Origin of the sequence: Cohnella abietis (genome assembly GCF_004295585.1) — a bacterium.
Lineage (GTDB): Bacteria > Bacillota > Bacilli > Paenibacillales > Paenibacillaceae > Cohnella > Cohnella abietis.
This window is the reverse complement of sequence record NZ_AP019400.1, coordinates 2,219,382-2,240,834: the sequence shown is the minus strand read 5'-3', so window position 1 is coordinate 2,240,834 and position 21,453 is coordinate 2,219,382. Positions and strand designations below refer to the sequence as shown.

17 protein-coding genes are annotated in these 21,453 nt (G+C 47.4%); 2 read left to right on the top strand and 15 right to left on the bottom strand.

Annotated elements, in window-relative coordinates; translation table 11 throughout:
- Positions 1-35: 35 nt before the first annotated feature.
- The 5 genes from KCTCHS21_RS09510 to KCTCHS21_RS09490 form a co-directional block, all read right to left on the bottom strand.
- Complete coding sequence (locus KCTCHS21_RS09510) at positions 36-1,364, bottom strand: SPOR domain-containing protein (RefSeq protein ID WP_157993999.1); 1,329 nt, start codon at positions 1,362-1,364, stop codon at positions 36-38.
- Between the two features lie 245 nt (positions 1,365-1,609).
- Positions 1,610-2,992, bottom strand: a complete 1,383-nt coding sequence (murC, locus tag KCTCHS21_RS09505; protein WP_130616427.1) for a UDP-N-acetylmuramate--L-alanine ligase — start codon at positions 2,990-2,992, stop codon at positions 1,610-1,612.
- Between the two features lie 7 nt (positions 2,993-2,999).
- The gene (locus KCTCHS21_RS09500) at positions 3,000-4,391 is read right to left on the bottom strand and encodes a bifunctional folylpolyglutamate synthase/dihydrofolate synthase (protein WP_130607120.1); all 1,392 of its coding nucleotides are present in this window, start codon (positions 4,389-4,391) and stop codon (positions 3,000-3,002) included.
- Positions 4,392-4,407: 16 nt separating this feature from the next.
- Entirely contained in the window at positions 4,408-7,074 is a 2,667-nt protein-coding gene (locus tag KCTCHS21_RS09495; RefSeq protein WP_130607118.1) for a valine--tRNA ligase, read from the bottom strand.
- A 226-nt stretch (positions 7,075-7,300) separates the two neighbouring features.
- Complete coding sequence (locus KCTCHS21_RS09490) at positions 7,301-7,516, bottom strand: hypothetical protein (protein WP_130607117.1); 216 nt, start codon at positions 7,514-7,516, stop codon at positions 7,301-7,303.
- Positions 7,517-8,273: 757 nt separating this feature from the next.
- Between KCTCHS21_RS09490 and KCTCHS21_RS09485 the strand changes: the two genes are divergently transcribed.
- Complete coding sequence (locus KCTCHS21_RS09485; protein ID WP_130607115.1) at positions 8,274-8,573, top strand: hypothetical protein; 300 nt, start codon at positions 8,274-8,276, stop codon at positions 8,571-8,573.
- A 6-nt stretch (positions 8,574-8,579) separates the two neighbouring features.
- A complete protein-coding gene (locus KCTCHS21_RS09480) occupies positions 8,580-8,777 on the top strand; it encodes a hypothetical protein (RefSeq protein ID WP_130607113.1) in 198 nt (65 codons plus the stop codon).
- 76 nt (positions 8,778-8,853) lie between these two features.
- Here the strand turns inward: KCTCHS21_RS09480 and KCTCHS21_RS09475 are convergent, their stop codons facing one another.
- From KCTCHS21_RS09475 to lon, 10 genes are all read right to left on the bottom strand, one after another.
- On the bottom strand, positions 8,854-10,149 hold the full coding sequence (locus tag KCTCHS21_RS09475) for a LysM peptidoglycan-binding domain-containing protein (protein WP_232058139.1): 1,296 nt from the start codon (positions 10,147-10,149) through the stop codon (positions 8,854-8,856).
- A 151-nt stretch (positions 10,150-10,300) separates the two neighbouring features.
- The gene (gene hemL / locus KCTCHS21_RS09470; protein WP_130607111.1) at positions 10,301-11,602 is read right to left on the bottom strand and encodes a glutamate-1-semialdehyde 2,1-aminomutase; all 1,302 of its coding nucleotides are present in this window, start codon (positions 11,600-11,602) and stop codon (positions 10,301-10,303) included.
- 19 nt (positions 11,603-11,621) lie between these two features.
- Positions 11,622-12,611: a porphobilinogen synthase gene (gene hemB / locus KCTCHS21_RS09465; RefSeq protein ID WP_130607109.1), complete on the bottom strand. Its 990-nt coding sequence runs from the start codon at positions 12,609-12,611 to the stop codon at positions 11,622-11,624.
- 4 nt (positions 12,612-12,615) lie between these two features.
- The gene (gene cobA / locus KCTCHS21_RS09460; protein ID WP_130607107.1) at positions 12,616-14,166 is read right to left on the bottom strand and encodes a uroporphyrinogen-III C-methyltransferase; all 1,551 of its coding nucleotides are present in this window, start codon (positions 14,164-14,166) and stop codon (positions 12,616-12,618) included.
- Between the two features lie 4 nt (positions 14,167-14,170).
- Entirely contained in the window at positions 14,171-15,109 is a 939-nt protein-coding gene (gene hemC, locus KCTCHS21_RS09455) for a hydroxymethylbilane synthase (RefSeq protein ID WP_130607105.1), read from the bottom strand.
- Between the two features lie 7 nt (positions 15,110-15,116).
- Positions 15,117-15,770, bottom strand: a complete 654-nt coding sequence (locus tag KCTCHS21_RS09450; RefSeq protein ID WP_130607103.1) for a precorrin-2 dehydrogenase/sirohydrochlorin ferrochelatase family protein — start codon at positions 15,768-15,770, stop codon at positions 15,117-15,119.
- A gap of 25 nt (positions 15,771-15,795) precedes the next feature.
- Positions 15,796-16,617, bottom strand: a complete 822-nt coding sequence (ccsA, locus tag KCTCHS21_RS09445) for a cytochrome c biogenesis protein CcsA (RefSeq protein ID WP_157993998.1) — start codon at positions 16,615-16,617, stop codon at positions 15,796-15,798.
- A 28-nt stretch (positions 16,618-16,645) separates the two neighbouring features.
- Positions 16,646-18,052: a glutamyl-tRNA reductase gene (gene hemA, locus KCTCHS21_RS09440; RefSeq protein WP_130607099.1), complete on the bottom strand. Its 1,407-nt coding sequence runs from the start codon at positions 18,050-18,052 to the stop codon at positions 16,646-16,648.
- Positions 18,053-18,334: 282 nt separating this feature from the next.
- On the bottom strand, positions 18,335-18,985 hold the full coding sequence (gene yihA, locus KCTCHS21_RS09435; protein ID WP_130607097.1) for a ribosome biogenesis GTP-binding protein YihA/YsxC: 651 nt from the start codon (positions 18,983-18,985) through the stop codon (positions 18,335-18,337).
- Positions 18,986-19,003: 18 nt separating this feature from the next.
- Positions 19,004-21,448 (bottom strand): endopeptidase La, encoded by a 2,445-nt coding sequence (lon, locus tag KCTCHS21_RS09430; protein WP_130616425.1) that lies wholly within the window; start codon positions 21,446-21,448, stop codon positions 19,004-19,006.
- Positions 21,449-21,453 lie beyond the last annotated feature (5 nt).

Genomic DNA, 21,453 nt, shown 5'->3' with positions numbered 1-21,453 from the left:
GTTCAAAAGTCCCGAAACTTATTTTCTTCTCATTATTAACGAGCCGTGGTCTGTAAAATCAAATGTATTTGACGGTCTGCCAGTATAGCTTTCATCACATCTGCTTGAGTATGCCACAAGTGGAATCGCGAGGGCTTTCGATTAAAATCGTTCATAGAGAGAATAGCAGAATTCAACTCCTGAACAATAACTTGCCCCTGCTCTGCTATTGTATCATTAAGCTTGCTGGCAGCGGGAATCGTCTTTAGCCACTGCTGATGGGCTTCTTCTAGTGCAGTAATATCAGCATCGTTCATTTTCTGAGGAAGCTTATCCAATAAACCGGTGCCCGCATACTCAGTCAGCTTTCGGGTTAAATTGGCGCTGGCATTAAGAAAATCGGCCGCTTCCTCGGAAAGCGTTTGAGAAGAAATGGCTAAGGTCGTCTCCTCTAACGGCTTAATGTAAACCTCTAAGTCGGGCATCTGCGCAGCCAACAGATCTGCTTCATTTCGTGATCTAGCCGCTCCAACATAGACTCGATAACCTTCTCTCGTCTCTGTAGCAGGAGCCAGCCCACGATCTTTTAATTGTTTAACCGCTGCCTGCATGCTCTCTTCATTCTTAAATACTCCAAATTGAAGCATATAGTAAGCGTCAGTTGCTACTTGAGTAAGAGTTCCCTCGTCCACGGACTTGCCGGAGGACTCGTTGGAAGATATTTTACCGTCTACGCTCTTAGCTTCAACAGATTTATCCGCAGTAGGTAAAGAAGAATTAAATGATTTTCCCGGTGCTGCTTGTACAGGTAGCTGTGTGCCTCTATTCGTTTTCCCCGGGAATAGGGACTCTCCAGTAAATAAGCTCAGAACCATATATCCGAATAAAGCTCCCGTTGCTATCGCACCAGCTACAGAAAGGAATACCCTTCCCCAGGATGGCCCTCTCTCCTCATGTATCGTTGCCGTTTGATTGTACCAGCCTACTCCCAGCTTAGCTTCATTCTTATCCTCATCGTCATTTTCATTTTCATTTTCATTCTCAAATTGAGGTAATCTCTTGGTCCATTTCGGTTCCGATAGCTCATCATGAGGGATATCCATTAAAGTAGGCTCCAGTGCCAGTGCAGACTTAGACAAAGGGACTTTGCCCCTTACGGTTTCTGTTGTTCGAATAATTTCTTCTAATGCATGGATATCATCCTGATAAGGGCTGTTCCAAGAAGTAAAGCCACCTTCATTACCTTGACTACCTCCACTAACTGACTCTATCTTCTCAATTAAAAGCTCATTTTTAGAAACAAGAGTTTGTACGATAGGTGCTGACGCTAGTCCCGGCTTAGCTTGAGGCTCGAAACGAATGGTCATTCTTGCTTTTGGTTGCATGCTAAGTCTCCCCTTGTCCCTCATTCTAGTAATTAGAATATGAGAGTAAAGAGAGAATTATGTTTACATTGACCAAGTAAAACGGCTTTGCCGTCCATAGGACGGCTATACACGTTTGTATCGAGCTATCAGATGAGTATTAAGACATAGAAATTTATACTTTCTGATAGTAGAACAAAGAAACCATCCACAGGAATCACCCCGCAGACTGGTTTCTAAAGTACTTCTATTATCTACTGTGCCAGTTACTCACGCTCACGTAAGTTGCGGGAGAGCTCAACAGCAATTTTCCAAATATCGCCAGCCCCCATCGTTAACACAAGATCACCTGGGGCTATACGCTCCACAAGTAGATCATGAACCTCTTCCTTGGTCGGGATATAGGTCACGTTGGCATTGCTGTTCTGCGAAATCAGCTCTACAAGCTTACGCGAGTTAATCCCTTCGATCCTTTGCTCACCAGCAGGAGAATAGATATCCGTGATGATGACTTCATCTGCATCCGCAAATGCACGACTGAAAGCATCCAATAGGAAAAAAGTTCTCGTATAGCGCTGTGGCTGAAATACTGCGATAATTCTTTTGCCTGTTGCTTTGGCAGCTTGAATCGTTGCCTGTATTTCTGTTGGATGATGGGCATAATCGTCGATGACCAGCATGTCCTTCACTTCGCCAAGTACCTGAAAGCGCCGCTTAGCGCCTTGAAACTCACGAATGGCTTCCGCGATAGCTCCGAATGGCACACCCGCCTCAAGACACACGATTACCGTTGCAAGGGCGTTATACACATTATGTCGTCCTGGCACAGAAAGGGTAACCGAGCCGAGGACATCGTCTTTATGACTGACGGTGAAGGTTGCACAACGATCACCAAGAACAAGCTCGGTAGCTGTATAATCTGCATCCTTAGCATCTAAACCATAAGTAATAACTCGTGCGCCGTTTACCTTCGGAAGCAGCTCCTGAATATTCTCATCGTCCGCACACACTACCGCGCATCCATCCGGTCGAATATTTTGCAGAAAAGAAACATAAGCCTCTTTGAGCTTATTGAAATCCCCATCATAATTTTCTAGATGATCGGCTTCAATATTTGTAACGACTCCAATAGCCGATTCATATTGCAGGAATGAGCCATCGCTTTCATCAGCTTCGGCTACGACGTACTCCCCTTTACCCGCTTTGGCGTTCGTGCCTACATTAACAATTTCTCCGCCAATAATATAGGTTGGGTCCTGCCCACAGTTCTCCATTACAAGAGCAATCATGGAGGAGGTGGTTGTTTTACCATGCGCTCCAGCAACCGCGATTCCTTTGCGAGCATTGAGCAAACGAGCTAACATCTGCGCCCGATGAAGAATCGGGATGTTTAATTGCTCAGCTTCCTGACGTTCAACGTTATCCCTGGATAGGGCCGTTGAATAAACAACAAGATCAGCTCCCCGAACGTTCTCGGGTTCATGACCAATATAAATTTGTGCTCCTTTGGCAGCCAGTTTTTCAATTAACTCCTGACGTACCACATCGGAACCGGATACTTGATAGCCCATCTCCAGCATTACCCGGGCGATGGCGCTCATCCCATATCCTCCGATACCGATAAAATGTACATGCTCAGCGGTCCGCAACAAAGCTTCACCAGCCTTTTTCAGATTTCGTTCCATGGAGCAGCCACGAACGGACGTCGGCAATCAAATAAAGAGTGCCAGTAATGACGTTTAACGTGTTCTCGTCTTGAGAGGATGCAGAAGCTTCTTGCAGAAGCTCTAACGCACGTCGCCAATCCGGCTCCACGATAACGTTCCGCGGCTGCCCGATCTCCTTACGCAGCCTCGAAGCGACGGCGGCCAAGTCAGCGGCGTTCATTTTCTTATGAAAATCAGGTTCCGTGATTACAAGCGTATCCACCATTGGTAGTATATGCCGTAGGGAATGTTCATGATTCTTATTCGGCATCATCGCCATCATCACATTTAGCTTATCGAACTTGTAAATGTCGTTAAGCGCATTTTTCAGAGCTTCCATCCCTTCAGGATTGTGAGCTCCGTCGAGTAAAATTCGAGGATGATTGGATACCATCTCTAGTCGACCTGGCCAAGTCGTATTACGTAAACCGACAGCCAGATCCTCATCCTCAACAATTAAAGCGTAATACTGCCTAAGTACTTCAAGTGTCATAACCGCAACAGCCGCGTTGGAAACCTGATGTGCTCCGTTTAACGTCACAGTTAACGATTGTAAAGCACGAAACGGTCCTTGAAAAGAAAACTTTTGCTCATTTTCTTCGGCAGATAACAATTCATATGAGAAGTTACCGCCAAGCTGATACAATGATGCTTTCTTGGCCACAGCTGTTTCCTTAACGATTTCCATCACTTCAGCCTGACTGACTGCGGTAACAACGGGAACACCCGCTTTAATGATCCCCGCTTTTTCCTTGGCGATATGCGAGAGTGTCGGACCAAGCACATCCATATGATCGTGACCAACATTGGTAATGACGCTTATGATAGGCGTCACAATATTCGTAACGTCCAAGCGGCCGCCGAGTCCAGTCTCCCATACGACAAAGTCAGGATAAGCGACCGTTCCGTAATAGAGTAAAGCTAAAGCTGTCGTCACCTCGAACATCGTCGGGGATCCCCACTCGCTTTGAGCAAGCTCATCGGTTGCAGGCTTCAATTGATTAGCAAGCCTAATCAGAACGTCATCCTCAATATCATGCCCATTATATTGGAGACGATTGGAATACGAGGTCAAATAAGGAGAAGTAAACGTTCCTACATCATATCCGCATTGTCTAAGCACACTTGTTAAATACGCACAAACCGAGCCTTTCCCATTCGTTCCGGCTACATGAATAAATTTTAATCTCCGCTCCGGGTGATTAAATTTTTCAAGTAAAAGAGCAATTCGATCCATACCAGGACGGATGCCGAAGGAAGTGAGACCCGTAATCCAGGTCATCGCTTCCTCAGCCGTGTGAAATGACGTCGTTGCAGCAGGGGAGAAATTATCCTCGCTCATGTTGTTTTCTTCCTCCTTATCCCTGAAGCTCAGCAATTCTTGCCATAACCTTATCCCGTTTATCCCGGTAATCCTGTCCCTTGATTCTTTCCTGCTCAACTACGTTAGCTGGTGCTTTAGCCAAATAGCCTTCGTTGGAGAGCTTCTTCTCCACACGGTCTACTTCGGCATTTAGATTGTCGACTTCTTTCGTAAGACGTGCGATTTCCTGACCGATATCAATTAATCCCGCAAGCGGAAAATAAAGCTCAGCTCCCGTTATGATCGCGGTCATTGCTTTGTCTGGTGCAGTCAGGCCAATGTCAAGCGTGTAGGACGAAGTGTTGCAGAACCGCTGTACATAAATTTCATTACGCCGGAAAATGCCTTCCTCCGCTTCTCCTGTCGGTTTCAACAGCAGCTCGATTTTTTTCCCTGGCGATACGTTAACCTCTGCGCGAACATTTCGCACAGCACGAATAGCTTCCATTAGGAGCTCCATTTCCTTCACCGAGTTAACGGCTTCGAAATCAGCCCGATATTCTGGCCATGAAGCCAGCATGATCGTCTCACCCGGCTCGTGCGGCAGATGCTGCCAAATCTCCTCGGACAAATACGGCATGAAAGGATGGATCAGACGCAGAGTGCGGTCCAGCACGTAAGCAAGCACGGATTGCGTGCTCCGTTTCGCAGCTGGGTTGTCGCCGTACAGCGTAAGCTTCGAAAACTCGATATACCAATCGCACAGATCATCCCAGATAAAGTTGTACAGCAAACGACCGGTTTCCCCGAACTCGTAGCTCTCCATCAAACGGGTAATGTCACGTGCAGTTTCATTAAAGCGATGCAGGATCCAACGGTCTGCCGTTGATAACTGTCCGCTGATATCAATATCCTCATAGGTAAAGCCTTCCAAATTCATTAATGCAAAACGGGAGGCATTCCATATTTTGTTTGCAAAGTTACGGGCTTGCTCTACCTTCTCTAGGCGGAAACGTAAATCCTGCCCTGGCGTGCTACTCGTCGAAATCATGAACCGCATAGCATCTGCACCATACTGAGCAATAATGTTCAGTGGATCGACGCCATTACCGAGTGATTTGGACATTTTGCGGCCTTCCGCATCTCTTACAAGACCGTGGATAAGAACATCCTTAAACGGAATTTGCTCCGTAAACTCTAGCGCAGTGAAGATCATCCGGGCAACCCAGAAATAAATGATGTCGTAACCCGTTACAAGCACGCCTGTTGGGTAATAATTTTTCAGGTCCTCGCTGTCTTCAGGCCACCCCAATGTGGAGAAAGGCCAAAGCGCCGAGCTGAACCAAGTATCGAGCACATCATTGTCTTGCTTCCAAGGAGAATCAGGCTGATCGGCTCCTTCAGGAGCTTGTGTGCCAACATAGATTTCTCCAGTCGTTTCATGATGCCATGCTGGAATACGATGCCCCCACCATAGCTGACGGGAAATACACCAATCACGAACATTTTCAATCCAGTGCAAATATATTTTCTCGAAACGATCGGGAACAAAGTTTACGCCCTGACCCGATTTCTGGGATTCAATTGCCTTCTCCGCTAATGGCTTCATATTAACGAACCATTGCGTAGACAAATACGGCTCAACAACCGCGCCAGATCGCTCGCTATGACCCACTTGGTGGACGTGATCCTCGATTAGAACGCAAACTCCTTGCTCCTGCAGTTCCTTTACGATGGCTTTACGGCATTCTGTACGATCAAGTCCTTGGTAAGGACCGGCATTCTCGTTCATTTTGCCGCCTTCATCCATAACAGTAATTTGCGGAAGGTCATGTCTAGACCCAACCTCAAAGTCGTTAGGATCATGAGCTGGCGTAATCTTAACCGCACCGCTACCGAAATCCTTGTCAACATACTCGTCAGCGATAATCGGGATTTCCCTGTTGAGGATAGGGAGAAGAAGCATCTTGCCAATTAAATGCTTATAACGCTCATCTTCGGGATGAACAGCTACAGCAGAGTCGCCCAGCATCGTCTCAGGTCTAGTTGTAGCCACAGTCAGATGACCGCTACCGTCAGCTAGAGGATAACGAAGGTGGTAGAGGTGTCCATTTACTTCTTTATATTCAACCTCAATATCCGACAGCGCCGTACGTGCAGCCGGGTCCCAGTTAATAATTCTCTTGCCGCGGTAAATCATTCCCTTGTTATACAGACGAACGAATACTTCACGAACAGCCTTTGACAGCCCTTCGTCTAACGTAAACCGCTCACGGGAATAGTCTAGGCTGAGTCCCATCTTGGACCATTGCTCGCGAATTGTCCCCGCGTAATGTTCCTTCCACTCCCATACCTTCTCTAAGAAAGCCTCGCGGCCAAGGTCGTAGCGGCTAAGCCCTTCTTCGCGGAGCTGCTGCTCCACCTTAGTCTGGGTGGCAATTCCGGCATGATCGGTACCCGGGAGCCATAGCGCATCAAACCCTTGCATCCGTTTAAAACGGATAAGGATATCCTGCAAAGTAAAATCAAGCGCGTGACCAATATGAAGCATTCCAGTAACATTCGGTGGCGGGATTACAATGGTGTATTTAGGAGCATCCGGACGTTTTCCCGCCTGGAAATAACCGTTACGGAGCCAGGTTTCATACCATTTTTGCTCTGCGCTTGTTGGATCGTAAGTCGTCGGCATTTCTACATTTAGCCGTTCTTGGGATTCGGACATAAGTGACATAGCCTCCATCAGACATCATTCGTCCACTTTTACACAGGGACTTCCCTTGTAAAGCGGCTTAAAAAAACACAAAAACCTCCCGTCGCAAAGGACGAAAGGTAAACTTCCGTGGTACCACCTTCGTTCCGTTCGGGTAATATTCACCGTAACGGCACTCGTTGCAAAATAACGGTTGCTACCGTCCTGATCTAATCAATTATCCCGAAATGGATAATTCTCAAACAGGAAACTCCAGGGCGACTTGTAGCAATTCTTTGTTTCCCGCGCAGCCTCTCAGCGCTGTCTTAGCAGCGGCTCCGCTCTCTGATGGGTGAACTACGTACTCTTCCCTATCCATGCCATTGTTCCTTATTTTACCCTCCACCTGTAAGAGAGTCAATACGGGGGTTGTTACAACAGATAAGGCTGTCTGGAGTGGGCGCTTGAATGCCATTGAGAGGCACCATTATTGCGCAAGCATATGCAGATGTCGCTGCCCTTTGGGTTAGCGCCTCGTTGGCTGTAGTTGGTGCTGGCCCCGGGGCGTGTTTATTGAGGCATTAACTATAGATTGTATGGTTAATGCTCCCAGAGCCGCGTTGGATGGACCAATAGCTATAGATTTGATGGTTAATGCTCCCGGAGCCGCGCTGGTTGGGGCATTAGTTATAAATTGTATGCTTACTGCTCCACGAGCCGATGACGTGCAAGTCTGTGTTCCATCCAACACCAACACTTACTCCTGAGTTGAAATAGAGCACTGAAGACTACTAAGAACCGTACTTTTAGGCATCTGGACGCAAATACGCACTGACGGCTACTAAGAACCGCGCTTTTAAGCATCAGCACCCAAATAACGCACTGACGGCTACTATGAACCTCGCTTTTAGGCAGTTGCACGCAAATAACGCACTGACGGCTACTATGAACCTCGCTTTTAGGCACCATCACCGAAATAACGCACTGACGGCTACTATGAACCTCGCTTTTAGGCATCCGCACGCTAATAACGCACTGAGGGCTACTAAGAACCACGCTTTTAAGCATCAGCACCCAAATAACGCACTGAGGGCTACTAAGAACCTCGCTTTTCGGCATCTTCACGCTAATAACGCACTGAGGGCTACTAAGATCGGCAGATTCCAGCAGCAGCGGGTTACAGAGCACTGACTGCTACTCAAACCTGCGTATTCAGGTGCCTGCAAACTGCAGTGAACAGTCTAGTTGGTGAAAAACCGGGGATCGAGGAGTTGCAATCCGCTGAGAGCGGACTAAATGGCAGGAAAACGGCTATTCGTGAGCTACAAGCTACTGACAGCGGACTAATTGGTGGAAAACCGAGCATTGGTGAGTTGCAAGCCGCTGACAGCGGACTAATTGGTGGGATACCGAGGATTGGTGAGCTACAAGACGCTGAGAACGGACTAATTGCTGGAAAACCGGGGTTCGAGGAGCTGCAAGCCGCTGAGAACGGACTAATTGGTGGGAATCCGGGGGTTGGTGAGCTGTAGACCGCTGTGAACGGACTAATTGGTGGGAATCCGGGCTTTGGTGAGCTACAAGACGCTGAGAACGGACTAATTGGTGGGAATCCGGGGGTTGGTGAGCTGCAAGACGCTGAGAACGGACTAATTGGTGGAAAACCGGGGTTCGAGGAGTTGCAAGACGCTCAGAGCGGACTATTGGTGGGAATCCGGGCTTTGGTGAGCCGCTGAGAACGGACTAATAAACTTCTAATTACGCAAGAAAACCGCTAACTCCCTTGAGAGGAGCAGCGGTTTGTCTTGGACTTTATGGAATATAGAGGACTTGGCCTTCCGATAAGTAAGGGTCGTTCAGGCGATTATGGAGCTGAAGCTCTCGTGGCTGCACATTGTAACGATTAGCTATTAAATCCAACGTTTCCTCACGCTGTACAATGCACATTTTAACTTTACGGAAGGACTGGGCTTGTGCACTGCTCGTTAAAAATAGCCTGGTCCATTCAAGCTCATCGCCACTACTGCTCGTTGGATGAGTTGCTGCAAGTGCTTTTTCCTCAGCTTGTGCAGCCTCATATATTTTGAGCTCCGCCTCTCGCTTCGCACCCTTCTCACCCAGCTGAGACAATAATCCGACACCAGATTGCTGTTGTAGTTGCTGCACTTGTACATTCGAATCTAGAGGTTTACCGCCCAATGCAACCTTCAGCTCTGGCCTATCTTCATATTCAGCTACCTGATTCACAACCAGCTCTTGATGCACGTCAATATACTCTTGATGCTCTCCAACATGTTCTTGCTGCACTACAGCATGCTCTTGCAGCCCTTCAACACGTTCTCGCTGCTCTTCAACACGTACTTGAGTTACATCTCCCCACTGAGACGCCTTGAACGGATCGTTATTAGCGGCAAGATTGGGATTGGGATTCGCATTAAATTCGGAATTGGGATTAGCCTCCAGCCCTTTCCTAAATTCCTCTGAATTCTGAAACATCGTAAGCCAAGTGTTTTCTTGAGGGCTGTCACCGATTAAAGCTTCTGTCTCGGACTCCAAGTACCAATCATCATCGCGTTCCTCTTCCGTTAATTCCACATCTCCTGCTGGCACATACTCATTTATGCTTAAAGATTGTGCTTCAGCCAGTCCAAGCTGCTCTCTCGGCAGTTCACTTTCTTCATGCAGCGACTCCGCTTGATGCACTACCGTAAAGCTGTCATCCCTCCAAATCGGAGCCTGAGGGGATTGAACCTGTAATCCTCTTAAAGCCAGTACACCCGTTACGTTCAAAGACCGAGTCGTCAGTAAATCTACGTCAAAGTTATCAATTTCTACAGCCAATTCTTCAACGCTTTGAATCCGATTCAGCGGCAACGAAATTTCTACTGGAATCCAATGCTCCAGTTGGGACACACCCGGCGAGTCCTGCGATCGATAAATTCCCGATAATAACAAATGACCTCTTAACAGCACTTGATCGTCTTGCGGCAGTGCCTGCATATGGGGCACCAATTCAATTTCTTCCAGTTCTTCGATTGCGGCTACATCGTCAGGCAGGTGTACACGCTCGTAAATATCGAATCGCAACCCGTTCAACTGGTCCGTCACGACGAAGTCCTCCTTTCGGCATAAGCGCCCGATTGATTAGAGCGGGGCTTTTACAATTCACTAATTATCTATATGCTGCCAGACAGGTTGCATTCCTCAAAAAAAAAAGCAACCCCCTCAAAACTTAGAAGGGATTGCTTTAATTAAACGACTATAATTTTAACAAAGCAGCTCTATGTGCAGCAATGGTCTGATCGATATCTTCTTCGGTATGGGCGATGGACACAAACCATCCTTCGAACGGAGATGGAGCAATATTGACACCATTGTCCAACAGCCTGCGGAAGACGGTACGGAAGCGCTCTGTATTGGCGGTTTTAGCTACATCATAGTTAATGACATGCTTATCCGTGAAGAAAGGACAAACCATGGACCCTACACGGTTGATGGTCATAGGAATACCGGTTTCACTTGCATTGCGCTCAAGTCCAGCTTGAAGACGAACGGACAAGCGCTCCAATAGCTGATAGGCATCCTCAGTCATTAGCTTCAGCGTCGTGTAGCCAGCTGCCATGGCAAGGGGATTTCCTGATAACGTCCCTGCTTGATAGATAGGACCTACCGGAGCCATATGCTCCATAATTTCTCTCTTACCACCATAAGCGCCTACCGGTAACCCGCCTCCGATGACTTTACCTAAGCAGGTCAAATCTGGCGTAATTTCGTATAAGCCCTGTGCGCAATTGCGGTGAACACGGAAGCCAGTCATAACCTCATCGAAAATAAGCAGGCTACCATAAGCAGTCGTCAATTCTCGCAATCCACTTAGGAACCCAGGCAACGGTGGCACAACCCCCATATTTCCTGCTATCGGCTCAACAATAATCGCAGCAATATCCTCACCATAACGCTCAAATACTAGCTTAACGGCAGCTAAGTCATTGTAAGGAACCGTTAGTGTATGAGAAGCAACGCTTTCAGGCACTCCTGGACTGTCTGGTAGACCTAGCGTAGCGACACCGGAGCCAGCTTTAATGAGCAAGCTGTCTGCATGTCCGTGATAGCAGCCCTCGAATTTCAGTATTTTACTCCGCTTAGTGTAACCCCGGGCCAGTCTAAGCGCACTCATCGTCGCTTCAGTCCCAGAGTTGACCATCCTTACAACATCAACGGATGGCACACGCTCGCAGACGAGCTCAGCCATTAAGGTTTCCAGCTCTGTAGGGGCTCCAAAGCTCGTCCCTTTCTCCGCTGTGCGCTTAATAGCCTCCACTACCTCGGGGTGAGCATGTCCTGCAATTAGCGGCCCCCAGGATAACACGTAATCGATATAGGTTTGGCCATCGATATCTGTAATGCGGCTTCCTGCCCCTCGATCAATGACAAGAGGAGTTAGACCGACTGATTTAAATGCGCGTACCGGGCTGTTAACTCCCCCTGGAATGAAACGCTTTGCCTGTTCAAAAGCAGCTTTAGAGCGCGAATCCACGCGTGTTCGATAGTTATCACTCATATTCGTCACTTCCTACTGTCTAATTTTCTTGTAACCAACGAGCAGCGTCCTTAGCATGATAAGTTATGATCAGGTCAGCACCCGCACGTTTCATACCTAACAACGTCTCCAGCACGATTGCTCTTTCGTCAATCCATCCCTGCATAGCAGCTGCTTTAACCATAGAGTATTCCGCACTCACGTTATAACTAACAATAGGTAAAGTATAACGATCCCTAAGCATTCTGATGATGTCAAGATAGGCTAATCCAGGCTTCACCATTAAGAAGTCTGCTCCTTCTTCCACATCGGCCTGTGCTTCTCGCAAAGCTTCCCGAGCATTCGCAGAATCCATCTGGTAGGTTCTCCGGTCACCGAATTTAGGCGAGGAATGAGCCGCTTCACGGAATGGACCGTAATAGGCAGATGAAAATTTAACAGAATAAGACATAATCGGGATGTTAGTAAAGCCTGCCTCATCAAGCCCTTGGCGGATTGCAGCTACGAAGCCATCCATCATATTGGAAGGAGCGATAATATCTGCGCCTGCCTTCGCTTGCGAAACTGCAGCTTTAGTAAGTAGCACTAACGATTCGTCATTGTCGATTTGTGCTCCGCACTCTGTTGTATGGACAACGCCGCAATGCCCGTGATCCGTGAACTGGCACAGGCAGGTATCCGCGATGACAACCAAATCTGGATAAATAGATTTTATTTTCCGAATAGCCTTCTGTACAATTCCATTATCCTCATACGCCGACGTACCAGTCGCATCCTTATGGTCAGGAACTCCAAATAGGAGAACCGCTTGAATTCCTAAGTCTACAATTTCTCGAAGCTCCTGTTCCATCGTATCCAGCGACCAATGGTAAACGCCCGGCATCGATGTAATCTCATCTTTAACTCCTACGCCCTCCGTAACGAATATAGGCGCTATAAAGTCGTTTACCCCTATCGTTGTTTCCCTGACGAGATTGCGCAACGCAGTCGAGCTTCTTAATCTACGGTTTCTAACTAAAGGATAAGCCATACTCTCATTCTCCTTTCAATACGCGTCGTCTGTCCACGAGCGCTTCCACTAACCCATCTATTGTTGCCTTATCCGGAACAACAGTTACCTTTAGCCCATTATCTTCAGCCGTCTTCGCGGTTACTGGACCGATACAGGCAATCTCTATATTTTGCAAAGCCTCAGCAGGGTTAGTAACACCTAATTGACGCAGCGCTTCAAGTAAATTTATGACGGTGGATGAGCTTGTAAAAGTAATGACGTGAATTTCACCGTTTGCCAGCATCTCCGGGAGCCATAGGTCGCGAGGAGCGGTCATAGCTGTTTCGTAGATATCGATCTCAACCGTCTGAACGCCTCGCTCTCTCAGTTCCTGAGGAAGCATAGCCCTAGCAAGATCTCCTCTTGGGAGCAATGCCGTTTCCCCAGAACCGATTAAGCTGTCCAAGCTCTCCAGTAAGCTCTCCGCATGATAGCTTTCAGGAAGTAAATCTGCCCGAATGCCTCTTAAAGCAAGCGCTTCAGCTGTTTTAGGTCCAACTGCTGCGAAATTAGCGCGGTGAAACCGTCGGATGTCGACTCCATAACGATCTAACCACTGGAAAAAATAATCCACACCGTTCACACTAGTCAGCATGACCCAATCGTATTCCTCTGCTCGTCCTAAAGCTGCTTCGATTGCTTGTAGTTTATCTTGGGATGATGGCAGCTTTATTTCAATAATAGGAAACTCATAAGGCTCTCCACCGAGCTCATCAATCTTGGAAACTAAATCACTTGCTTGTGAGCGAGCACGAGTAACCAATATCCGCTGACCGAATAGCGGCTTTTTCTCAATCCAAGATAATGTTTCGCGTTGCCGAACGACATCACCTACAACAATAACCGCAGGCGGCTTTAGATTGGCAGCTTTCACCTTGTCAGCGATATCCTCAAGCGTGCCCACAAGCGTTCTCTGCTCTGCCCTTGAGCCCCACTGAACGAGCGCTACTGGCGTATCTGACGAACGACCATGCTTAATTAATTGCTCACTAATGTACCCTATCTTGGCAACGCCCATTAGAAACACCAATGTGCCCGTTGCGTTCGTAACCTTATCCCAATAGATAGAGTGATCTAGCTTGTCCGGGCTTTCATGACCTGTAATAACAGAAAAGGAAGATGCCCAATCGCGATGAGTTACGGGAATTCCTGCATATGCAGGTACTGCTATAGCCGATGTAATTCCTGGAATGATCTCGAAAATAATGCCATTTTTCTGCAGTAAGCCGGCTTCTTCCCCCACTCGTCCGAAAACGGTAGGATCTCCGCCTTTCAATCGTACGACGGTTTTGCCTTGGAGAGCCAAATCCACTAGCAGCTGATTTATTTCCTCCTGCTTCATCGTATGCCGATCAGGAAGCTTACCAACATATATATGTTCAGCATCGGGACGCGCGTGGTTAAGCAGTTGAGGCCCTGCCAAACGATCAAACACAACAACCTCAGCCCGCTTGAGCGCTTCTAGGCCACGCACCGTAATGAGCTTCGGATCACCTGGACCTGCACCGACCAAATAAACCTTACCTTTGGTCATACGACTATTCCCTCGCTTCCGCAAGAATGCTGTCCGCACCGAGCTCAATCAATTGCTTCGCAACCTCAGAGCCCACCTGCTCCGGATCGAAACCGGTAGCCACTTTCTTTAACACACGAGCACCGTCTGGGGAAGCAACCATTGCCGTTAAGTGTAGCTCAGCATCTTGACCAGCCGCTTCTATTTCTGCGTAAGCACCAATCGGCACCTGACATCCGCCGTTCAATAGCCCTAACAACCGACGCTCTGCTGCAACCGTACGTTCAGTGACAGCGTCATTCACACGACTAAGCAAGCCAAGTACATCAGAATCGTCGCTACGACACTCGATCGCTAAAGCCCCTTGTCCTACTGCTGGTAAACATACTTCTGGCTCAAGATATTCCGTGATGCGATCCTTCCAGCCCATCCGATGCAAGCCTGCTGCAGCTAATAGAATTGCATCAAACCCTTCATCCACTAGCTTGCGAAGGCGCGTGTCAATATTGCCCCGAAGGGACTCAATTTGCAGATCCGGGCGATAAGCATGTAATTGTGCGGCCCTCCTAAGACTGCTTGTTCCAATCCGAGCACCTTGTGGTAAATCCTTCAAGCTTTTGCCATCCTTGCTAATCAAGCAATCACGAGGATCTTCTCTCTTCGGCACAGCGCCTATTCTTAAGCCTTCAGGAAGCTCAAAAGGCATGTCCTTCATGCTATGAATAGCTAGATCGATTTCACCGTTCATTAGTGCATCTTCAATCTCTTTAACGAACAAACCCTTTCCGCCTACCTTCGAAAGAGTAACATCCAATATACGATCGCCACGTGTCAGAATAGACTTCACTTCAAATGTATAGGGCAAATTCTCTTGAGTACAGAGATCCTTTAGCAATTGTATCGTTTGATTCGTTTGTGTAACCGCAAGCGTGCTCTGTCTTGTTCCAACTATAATATTCCGCATATGTTATCTATCCCTTCAGCTCATCTGCTCTCTGCCTTAATCGAGCAATCAATCTTTCCTTGTCTTGAAGCAAGGAACCTGATTGCCACTCCTGCAATGCTTCATCCGTCACGGCAGCCTTAAGAAGTGCGCGCCGTTCAGATGCATCCGCCACCTCATCTTTTACAATTGCTCGGATGGCTCTTAAAGTCTCTATATACCTCTTATATTCGGGACCATATTGAGCAGACAGCTCTTGAATAATTCGAGTGGCTAACGCCGGTCCTGCACCTGAAGCACTAGCGGTTAGCACTAATTCCCCTCTTCGCAGTACCGCTGGGTTAATGAAGCTCCCTAATTCACCATCATCCGCAATGTTTACGGGAATAGCTAGCCCTTCTGCCACCTCGAACACCCATTTATTTATTTCTGGAAGATCTGTCGCTGCGAAAATGAGAGTGGCACCTGTAAGATCAGCCTCCACCGCCTCACGCTTTATCCAATGCAGTGAGCCTGCCTCAGACCATTGCTGCAGAAGGGGAGTTAGCCTGGGACTAACTATTGTTACATTGGCCTTAGCCTGCAAAAGCCCTTCCGTTTTGCGCTCAGCAACCTTGCCACCACCAACAACAATACACCTTCGTCCCTCAATCTTCATCATCATGGGATACCATTCTGACACGGTTAACTCACCTCTCACAATGAATCTATACCAAACGATGGAAGGAGGATAACGAGCTTACGAAAAAGCTGGCAACCAATAAAGCATACCCTAACAAATTCCATAAGGCTAGCTTGGCACCGTCATCATTCGAGACTAGTCTGCGAATCAAATAAATCACGTACAATATCCCTGCTCCGAATGATAGTAGTACCTTCCCATCCCATAGCTGTATCGGATCACTCCCTAACAAGAGAGCTACAGTTCCTGTCGATAAAGACAGCAGCAGCAAGGGAACCCCTATCAGTCCAGTTCTATAAGCATATTGATCGATCCATTCCAAGCTAGGCATCCTACTCATCACGTGCGTCCACTTCTTAGCCTTAAGTCTTCGATGGAGGAAAATATACATGGCTCCGAGCAACGCTGTTACTGTAAGGATGGCAAAAGCCAATGTAATTAGGCTGACATGGACAATGAGCAGACGTCTTGCCACTTCCCAAGGCGCCAGCTCCACCGTCCTCTTCGAACGCCCTATTAAATTGAGTGCAAGCACTGCAAACCCGACTGCATTAACTAGCAACACAAGTATTTCAGCACGTATTATCCGATTAAGCACGAATGAGGCCGAAACGAGCAGCCATGACACGAAAAACAAATAATCTTTCAACGTTAAGGTTGGTGCGGAAAATCGTTCGATTAACAAGTCTAATAGAAAGGCACCCTGCAGAACCCAAACAAAAATAAGTAGCCCTGTTCCTACCTTCTTGGCGCTCCGGTTGCCAGAAGCGGCGTCGGACACGAAAAAAAGCAGACTCAGGGCGTATATATAAAGTACAGCATCGGTTAATAAATCTTGTGTGATCATGGGAGCAACGCCTCCAGCATCCCTCGCATTATCGAAGGGCTCCCGCAAGCTGCGAAAGCAATTTTTCGACATCCAAGCCCGAGCTCGATGTAGCCTCCAAGCCTTTGGAAGAGGTTGCTTCCTTCCTCGATTTCTCCACGGCTTTTTCTTCCGCTTTCAGATGTGCTACCTCGTCCTCCAAGGCAAACAATTGAACGAAAAGCTTTAATGCCTCGTCGCTACGTTTCTCAGCAGCAAGCTCCTTAATCCGTAAAATAGGATCATGGATAACTTGATTAACAATACTTTTAGTAAGCTTACGCACAACCTTTACTTGACGCTCATCAAGCTCAGGAAGCTTCCGAAGCAAGCTTTCCATCGTATTTTCTTGGATGGCTCCGGCCTTCTCCTGCAACGCCCGAATTAAAGGACTAACTCCAAGAGTCGAATACCATTGCCGATAAGCTTCCTGTTCTTCAACGATCATCTCTTCAATGATAGTGGCTTCCTGACGACGTTTAGCCATGTTAGTTTGTACAATACCTTCCAGATCATCGATATCGTAGAGGAAAACATTAGATACATCTCCGCACGATGGCTCGATATCACGTGGTACAGCGATATCAATGAGAAATAACGGCTTTTTCTTACGTCCAGCCATTGCTGCCTCAATCTGCTTACGAGTAATAACAAATTGTTCAGACCCTGTGCTGCTTATGACGATATCTGTATCCTTGAGCCGATTGACTGCTTCTTCCATACCCATAGCGGAGCCTTGAAACTTTTCTGCAAGCTCCTGGGCTTTCTCTAAAGTTCTATTTACAACGAAAACCTCTTTAGCACCGTTGCTATGAAGATGCTGGGCCGTTAATTCACTCATTTTGCCGGCACCCATAATCATAACCTTCTTATCATCGAAGCGTCCGAATATTCGTTTACCAAGCTCTACAGCCGCATAGCTGACAGATACCGCGCTCTCTCCAACTGATGTTTCCGAGTGGGCACGTTTAGCCAATGTGATCGCCTGTTTGAATAGTCGGTTGAATATTGTCCCCGTAGCTTGCTGCTCCTGAGAGAGCAGGAACGCATCTCTAACCTGTCCTAATATTTGCGTTTCGCCTATGATCATAGAATCCAATCCGCTTGTAACCCGGAACAGGTGCTCAACAGCACGATCATCCTCGTACATGTATAGATGCGAGTTAAATTCCTTGCGAGAGATTTTAAACCACTGCTCCATAAAAGCTCGGATATAATGGCCGCATAATTGCTGTCTGTCAACCACAGCATAAATTTCCGTCCGGTTGCAGGTTGCTACAATAACTCCTTCAAGAATGCCAGTCGTCCGTTTAAATGCCTGGAGGGCAAGCGGCATCTCCCGTTCCGATAGCGCAAAGCGTTCCCGTATTTCCACCGGAGCAGTACGATAATTTAATCCGACAACGATAAGATGCACGAACATTCACCTGACTTTCTGCGTAGGAGTAAGAGCTAACCTGTATGTCAACGATTATTATAGCACAGTAAGACAGCCTCATTAGCTTCAAATATGAAAACTTTATGAAATAACCTCATCCTATTGTCGGCGACTTCCTGCCTTAGTATTCCTTAATAGCAAGAAGAGACTAAGATAGCCTAGCTCTTTCCTTCAAAATGTGCGAAAAAGCCATGGAGCATTGGCCCCATGGCTTCCCAGGCATTCTTATTTAACGATTCATTCCGCGTTCCTGCCAGAACTTTAACCGTTATCCTCTGTTTCCTGCACAATATTAAGGGGTTCAGAGGGGGAATTAAGCTGTATTTCTGCCGATTTTATGATCAAGCTCCACAATTCATCTCTACCTTGTCCCGTTTCCGAGGAAAATAAGACGAGCGGAACATGTCCAGGCATTCCCAATGTTTGGCGAATAATTTTAATATGCTTAGGCCACTGAGAGCGTGATACTTTATCCGCCTTTGTTGTCACAACTGCCATTGGAATCTCGTAATGAGAAAGCCATTGATACATTCTTTGATCTTCAGCAGACGGAGGGTGACGCAGATCTACTAATTGCAACACTAATTTAAGGGGTTCCCGTCCCCTTAAATATCTTTCAATCATTTTCCCCCAAGCCTCGCGTTCGGTTTTAGAAACCTTAGCATAGCCATAGCCTGGAAAGTCAACGAAATAAAGCACACCGTCTCCATTAATTTTGTAATAGTTCAGTGTTTGTGTCTTACCTGGTTGCCCACTTGTTCGTGCTAGGTTTTTGCGAAGTAACATTTTATTAATGAGGGAGGACTTACCTACATTAGAACGACCAGCCAAAGCCACTTCCGGAATACCATCTTCCGGAAATTGGCTCGGACCTACCGCACTAATTACAAATTCGCTTTGCTTGATCTTCATAATACATGACGTCTCCTATCAGTGTGTGCCCAGCGGCGGCGTTTCTTCCGGCTCGTCGTTCACGTTAGTCCGGATAGCCGAAGCGTCCGCCTGCAATTCATTCTCTTCTTGCCCGGCATCGCTAGAAACAGGGCTTGACGACTCGGATAAGGCATGAAGCAGCACTTCATCCATATGTGCTACGGGCACGAATGTCATACCAGCTCGAACGCTCTCTGGAATATCGATTAAATCCCGTTCGTTGTCGTGCGGCATTAATACCTTCTTAATCCCGGCTCGATGCGCAGCCAATGATTTTTCCTTGAGTCCGCCAATTGGCAGTACACGTCCTCTTAGCGTAATTTCACCGGTCATTGCTACTTCTCGAGATACTTTCCGATTGGTTAGCGCTGATATTAAAGCTGTAGCAAGTGTTATACCCGCGGATGGTCCATCCTTAGGAATGGCACCTTCAGGAATATGAATATGGATGTCATTCTTCTCATGGAACTGCGGATCAATGCCAAGCTCTTTCACCCGACTGCGGGTATAGCTGAATGCAGCCTGTGCTGACTCCTTCATCACGTCGCCTAATTGGCCCGTTAATGTCAGCTTTCCGCTTCCTGGCATAACCGTGACCTCAATGACAAGAGTATCCCCGCCAACCTCAGTCCAGGCAAGACCTGTAACAGCACCAATCTGATCTTCTTCATCAACCATTCCAAACCGGAATCTCGGTGGCCCTAAAAGCTCTTTCAGCCTCTCCGTATTGATAACGAATGGGGATGCTTCAGCGTTTGCGACAATTGCTTTGGCTGCTTTACGGCACAAAGAAGCTAATTGCTGCTCCATGTTACGGACACCAGACTCGCGAGTGTAATGACGAATCAAGGCCATAAGTGCATCGCTATCCAGCACGAGTTGGTCTTCTTCAAGTCCATGATCCCGTTTCTGCTTCGGAAGAAGATGACGCTCTGCAATTTGTAGCTTCTCAAGCTCAGTATAACCGGGAACGTGAAGAAGCTCCATCCTATCCAGCAAAGGACGAGGAATATTGTGCACGACGTTAGCCGTAGTTACGAACATGACATTAGAGAGATCGAAGGGCATCTCGATATAATGATCGCTGAATGTGGCATTTTGCTCAGGATCCAGTACCTCCAACAATGCAGACGAAGGATCTCCACGGAAATCCATGGCCATCTTATCAATCTCATCTAGAAGGAATACAGGGTTAGCGGATCCGGCATTACGCATTCCTTGGAGAATTCTACCCGGCATCGCGCCGACATATGTCCTGCGGTGGCCACGAATCTCTGCTTCATCCCGTACGCCCCCAAGGGAAATACGAACGAATTCGCGTCCTAGAGACTTAGCAATGGACTTAGCTAAGGATGTTTTACCGACTCCCGGAGGGCCTACTAAGCATAGGATCGGACCTTTGAGCTTCTTAACAAGCTTTTGCACGGCCAAATATTCTAGCACGCGTTCCTTCGGCTTATCTAGACCATAATGCTCATCATCCAAGATCTTCTCTGCATTAGCGATATCAAGATCATCTTCTGTTAGCTTGCTCCAAGGTAAAGCCAGCAGCCACTCTACATATGTCCGGATAACTGCTCCTTCTGCAGAGGATGCAGGCATTTTCTCCAGTCGATCGATTTCCTTCTCGACTTTGGCGAAAATTTTCTCAGGCAGCTCAGCCTCAGCAAGCTGGGACCTCAGTTCCTCGACCTCTCCTGCGCGGCCTTCCTTATCGCCTAGCTCCTTCTGAATAGCCTTCATTTGCTCGCGAAGGTAATATTCCTTCTGGGTTTTCTCCATCTGCTTCTTGACGCGCTGACTAATCTTGCGCTCAAGCTCCAGCACTTCCCGTTCATTGTTCAGGAAATCAAGCAGCTTCTCAAGACGCGGACGGACTTCGATGGTCTCTAGAATTTCTTGCTTATCTTTTATTTTCAGCGACAGATGACTGGTAATAACGTCCGCTAACCGACCAGGCTGCTCAATGTCTGAAACAGCGGCAAGCGTCTCCGGAGTCACCTTCTTGGATAAGTTAATATAATGCTCAAACTGGCTGAGCACAGCACGCATTAAAGCATCTAGCTCAGAATCATTTGTTTGTCCTTCTTGTAGCTCGTGGGCAAGCACTTCATAATAATTCTCATTGGGCAGATACTGCTCAATCTCCGCTCTACTAACGCCTTCAACAAGAACACGGATCGTTCCGTTAGGCAGCTTTAGCATTTGACGGACTTTAGCTATCGTACCGACCTGATAAATATCTTCCTGTGTCGGTTCTTCGATATTTATCTCCGATTGGGAACAAAGCAATATCATGTGATCATCGATCATACATTGCTCCAATGCTTTAACGGACTTCTCCCGACCGACATCCAGGTGAAGCACCATGCTTGGATACACGAGCAGCCCTCTTAAGGGTAGCAGGGGAATGGAACGGCTTTTCTGTTTGCTCGAACCCATAATTG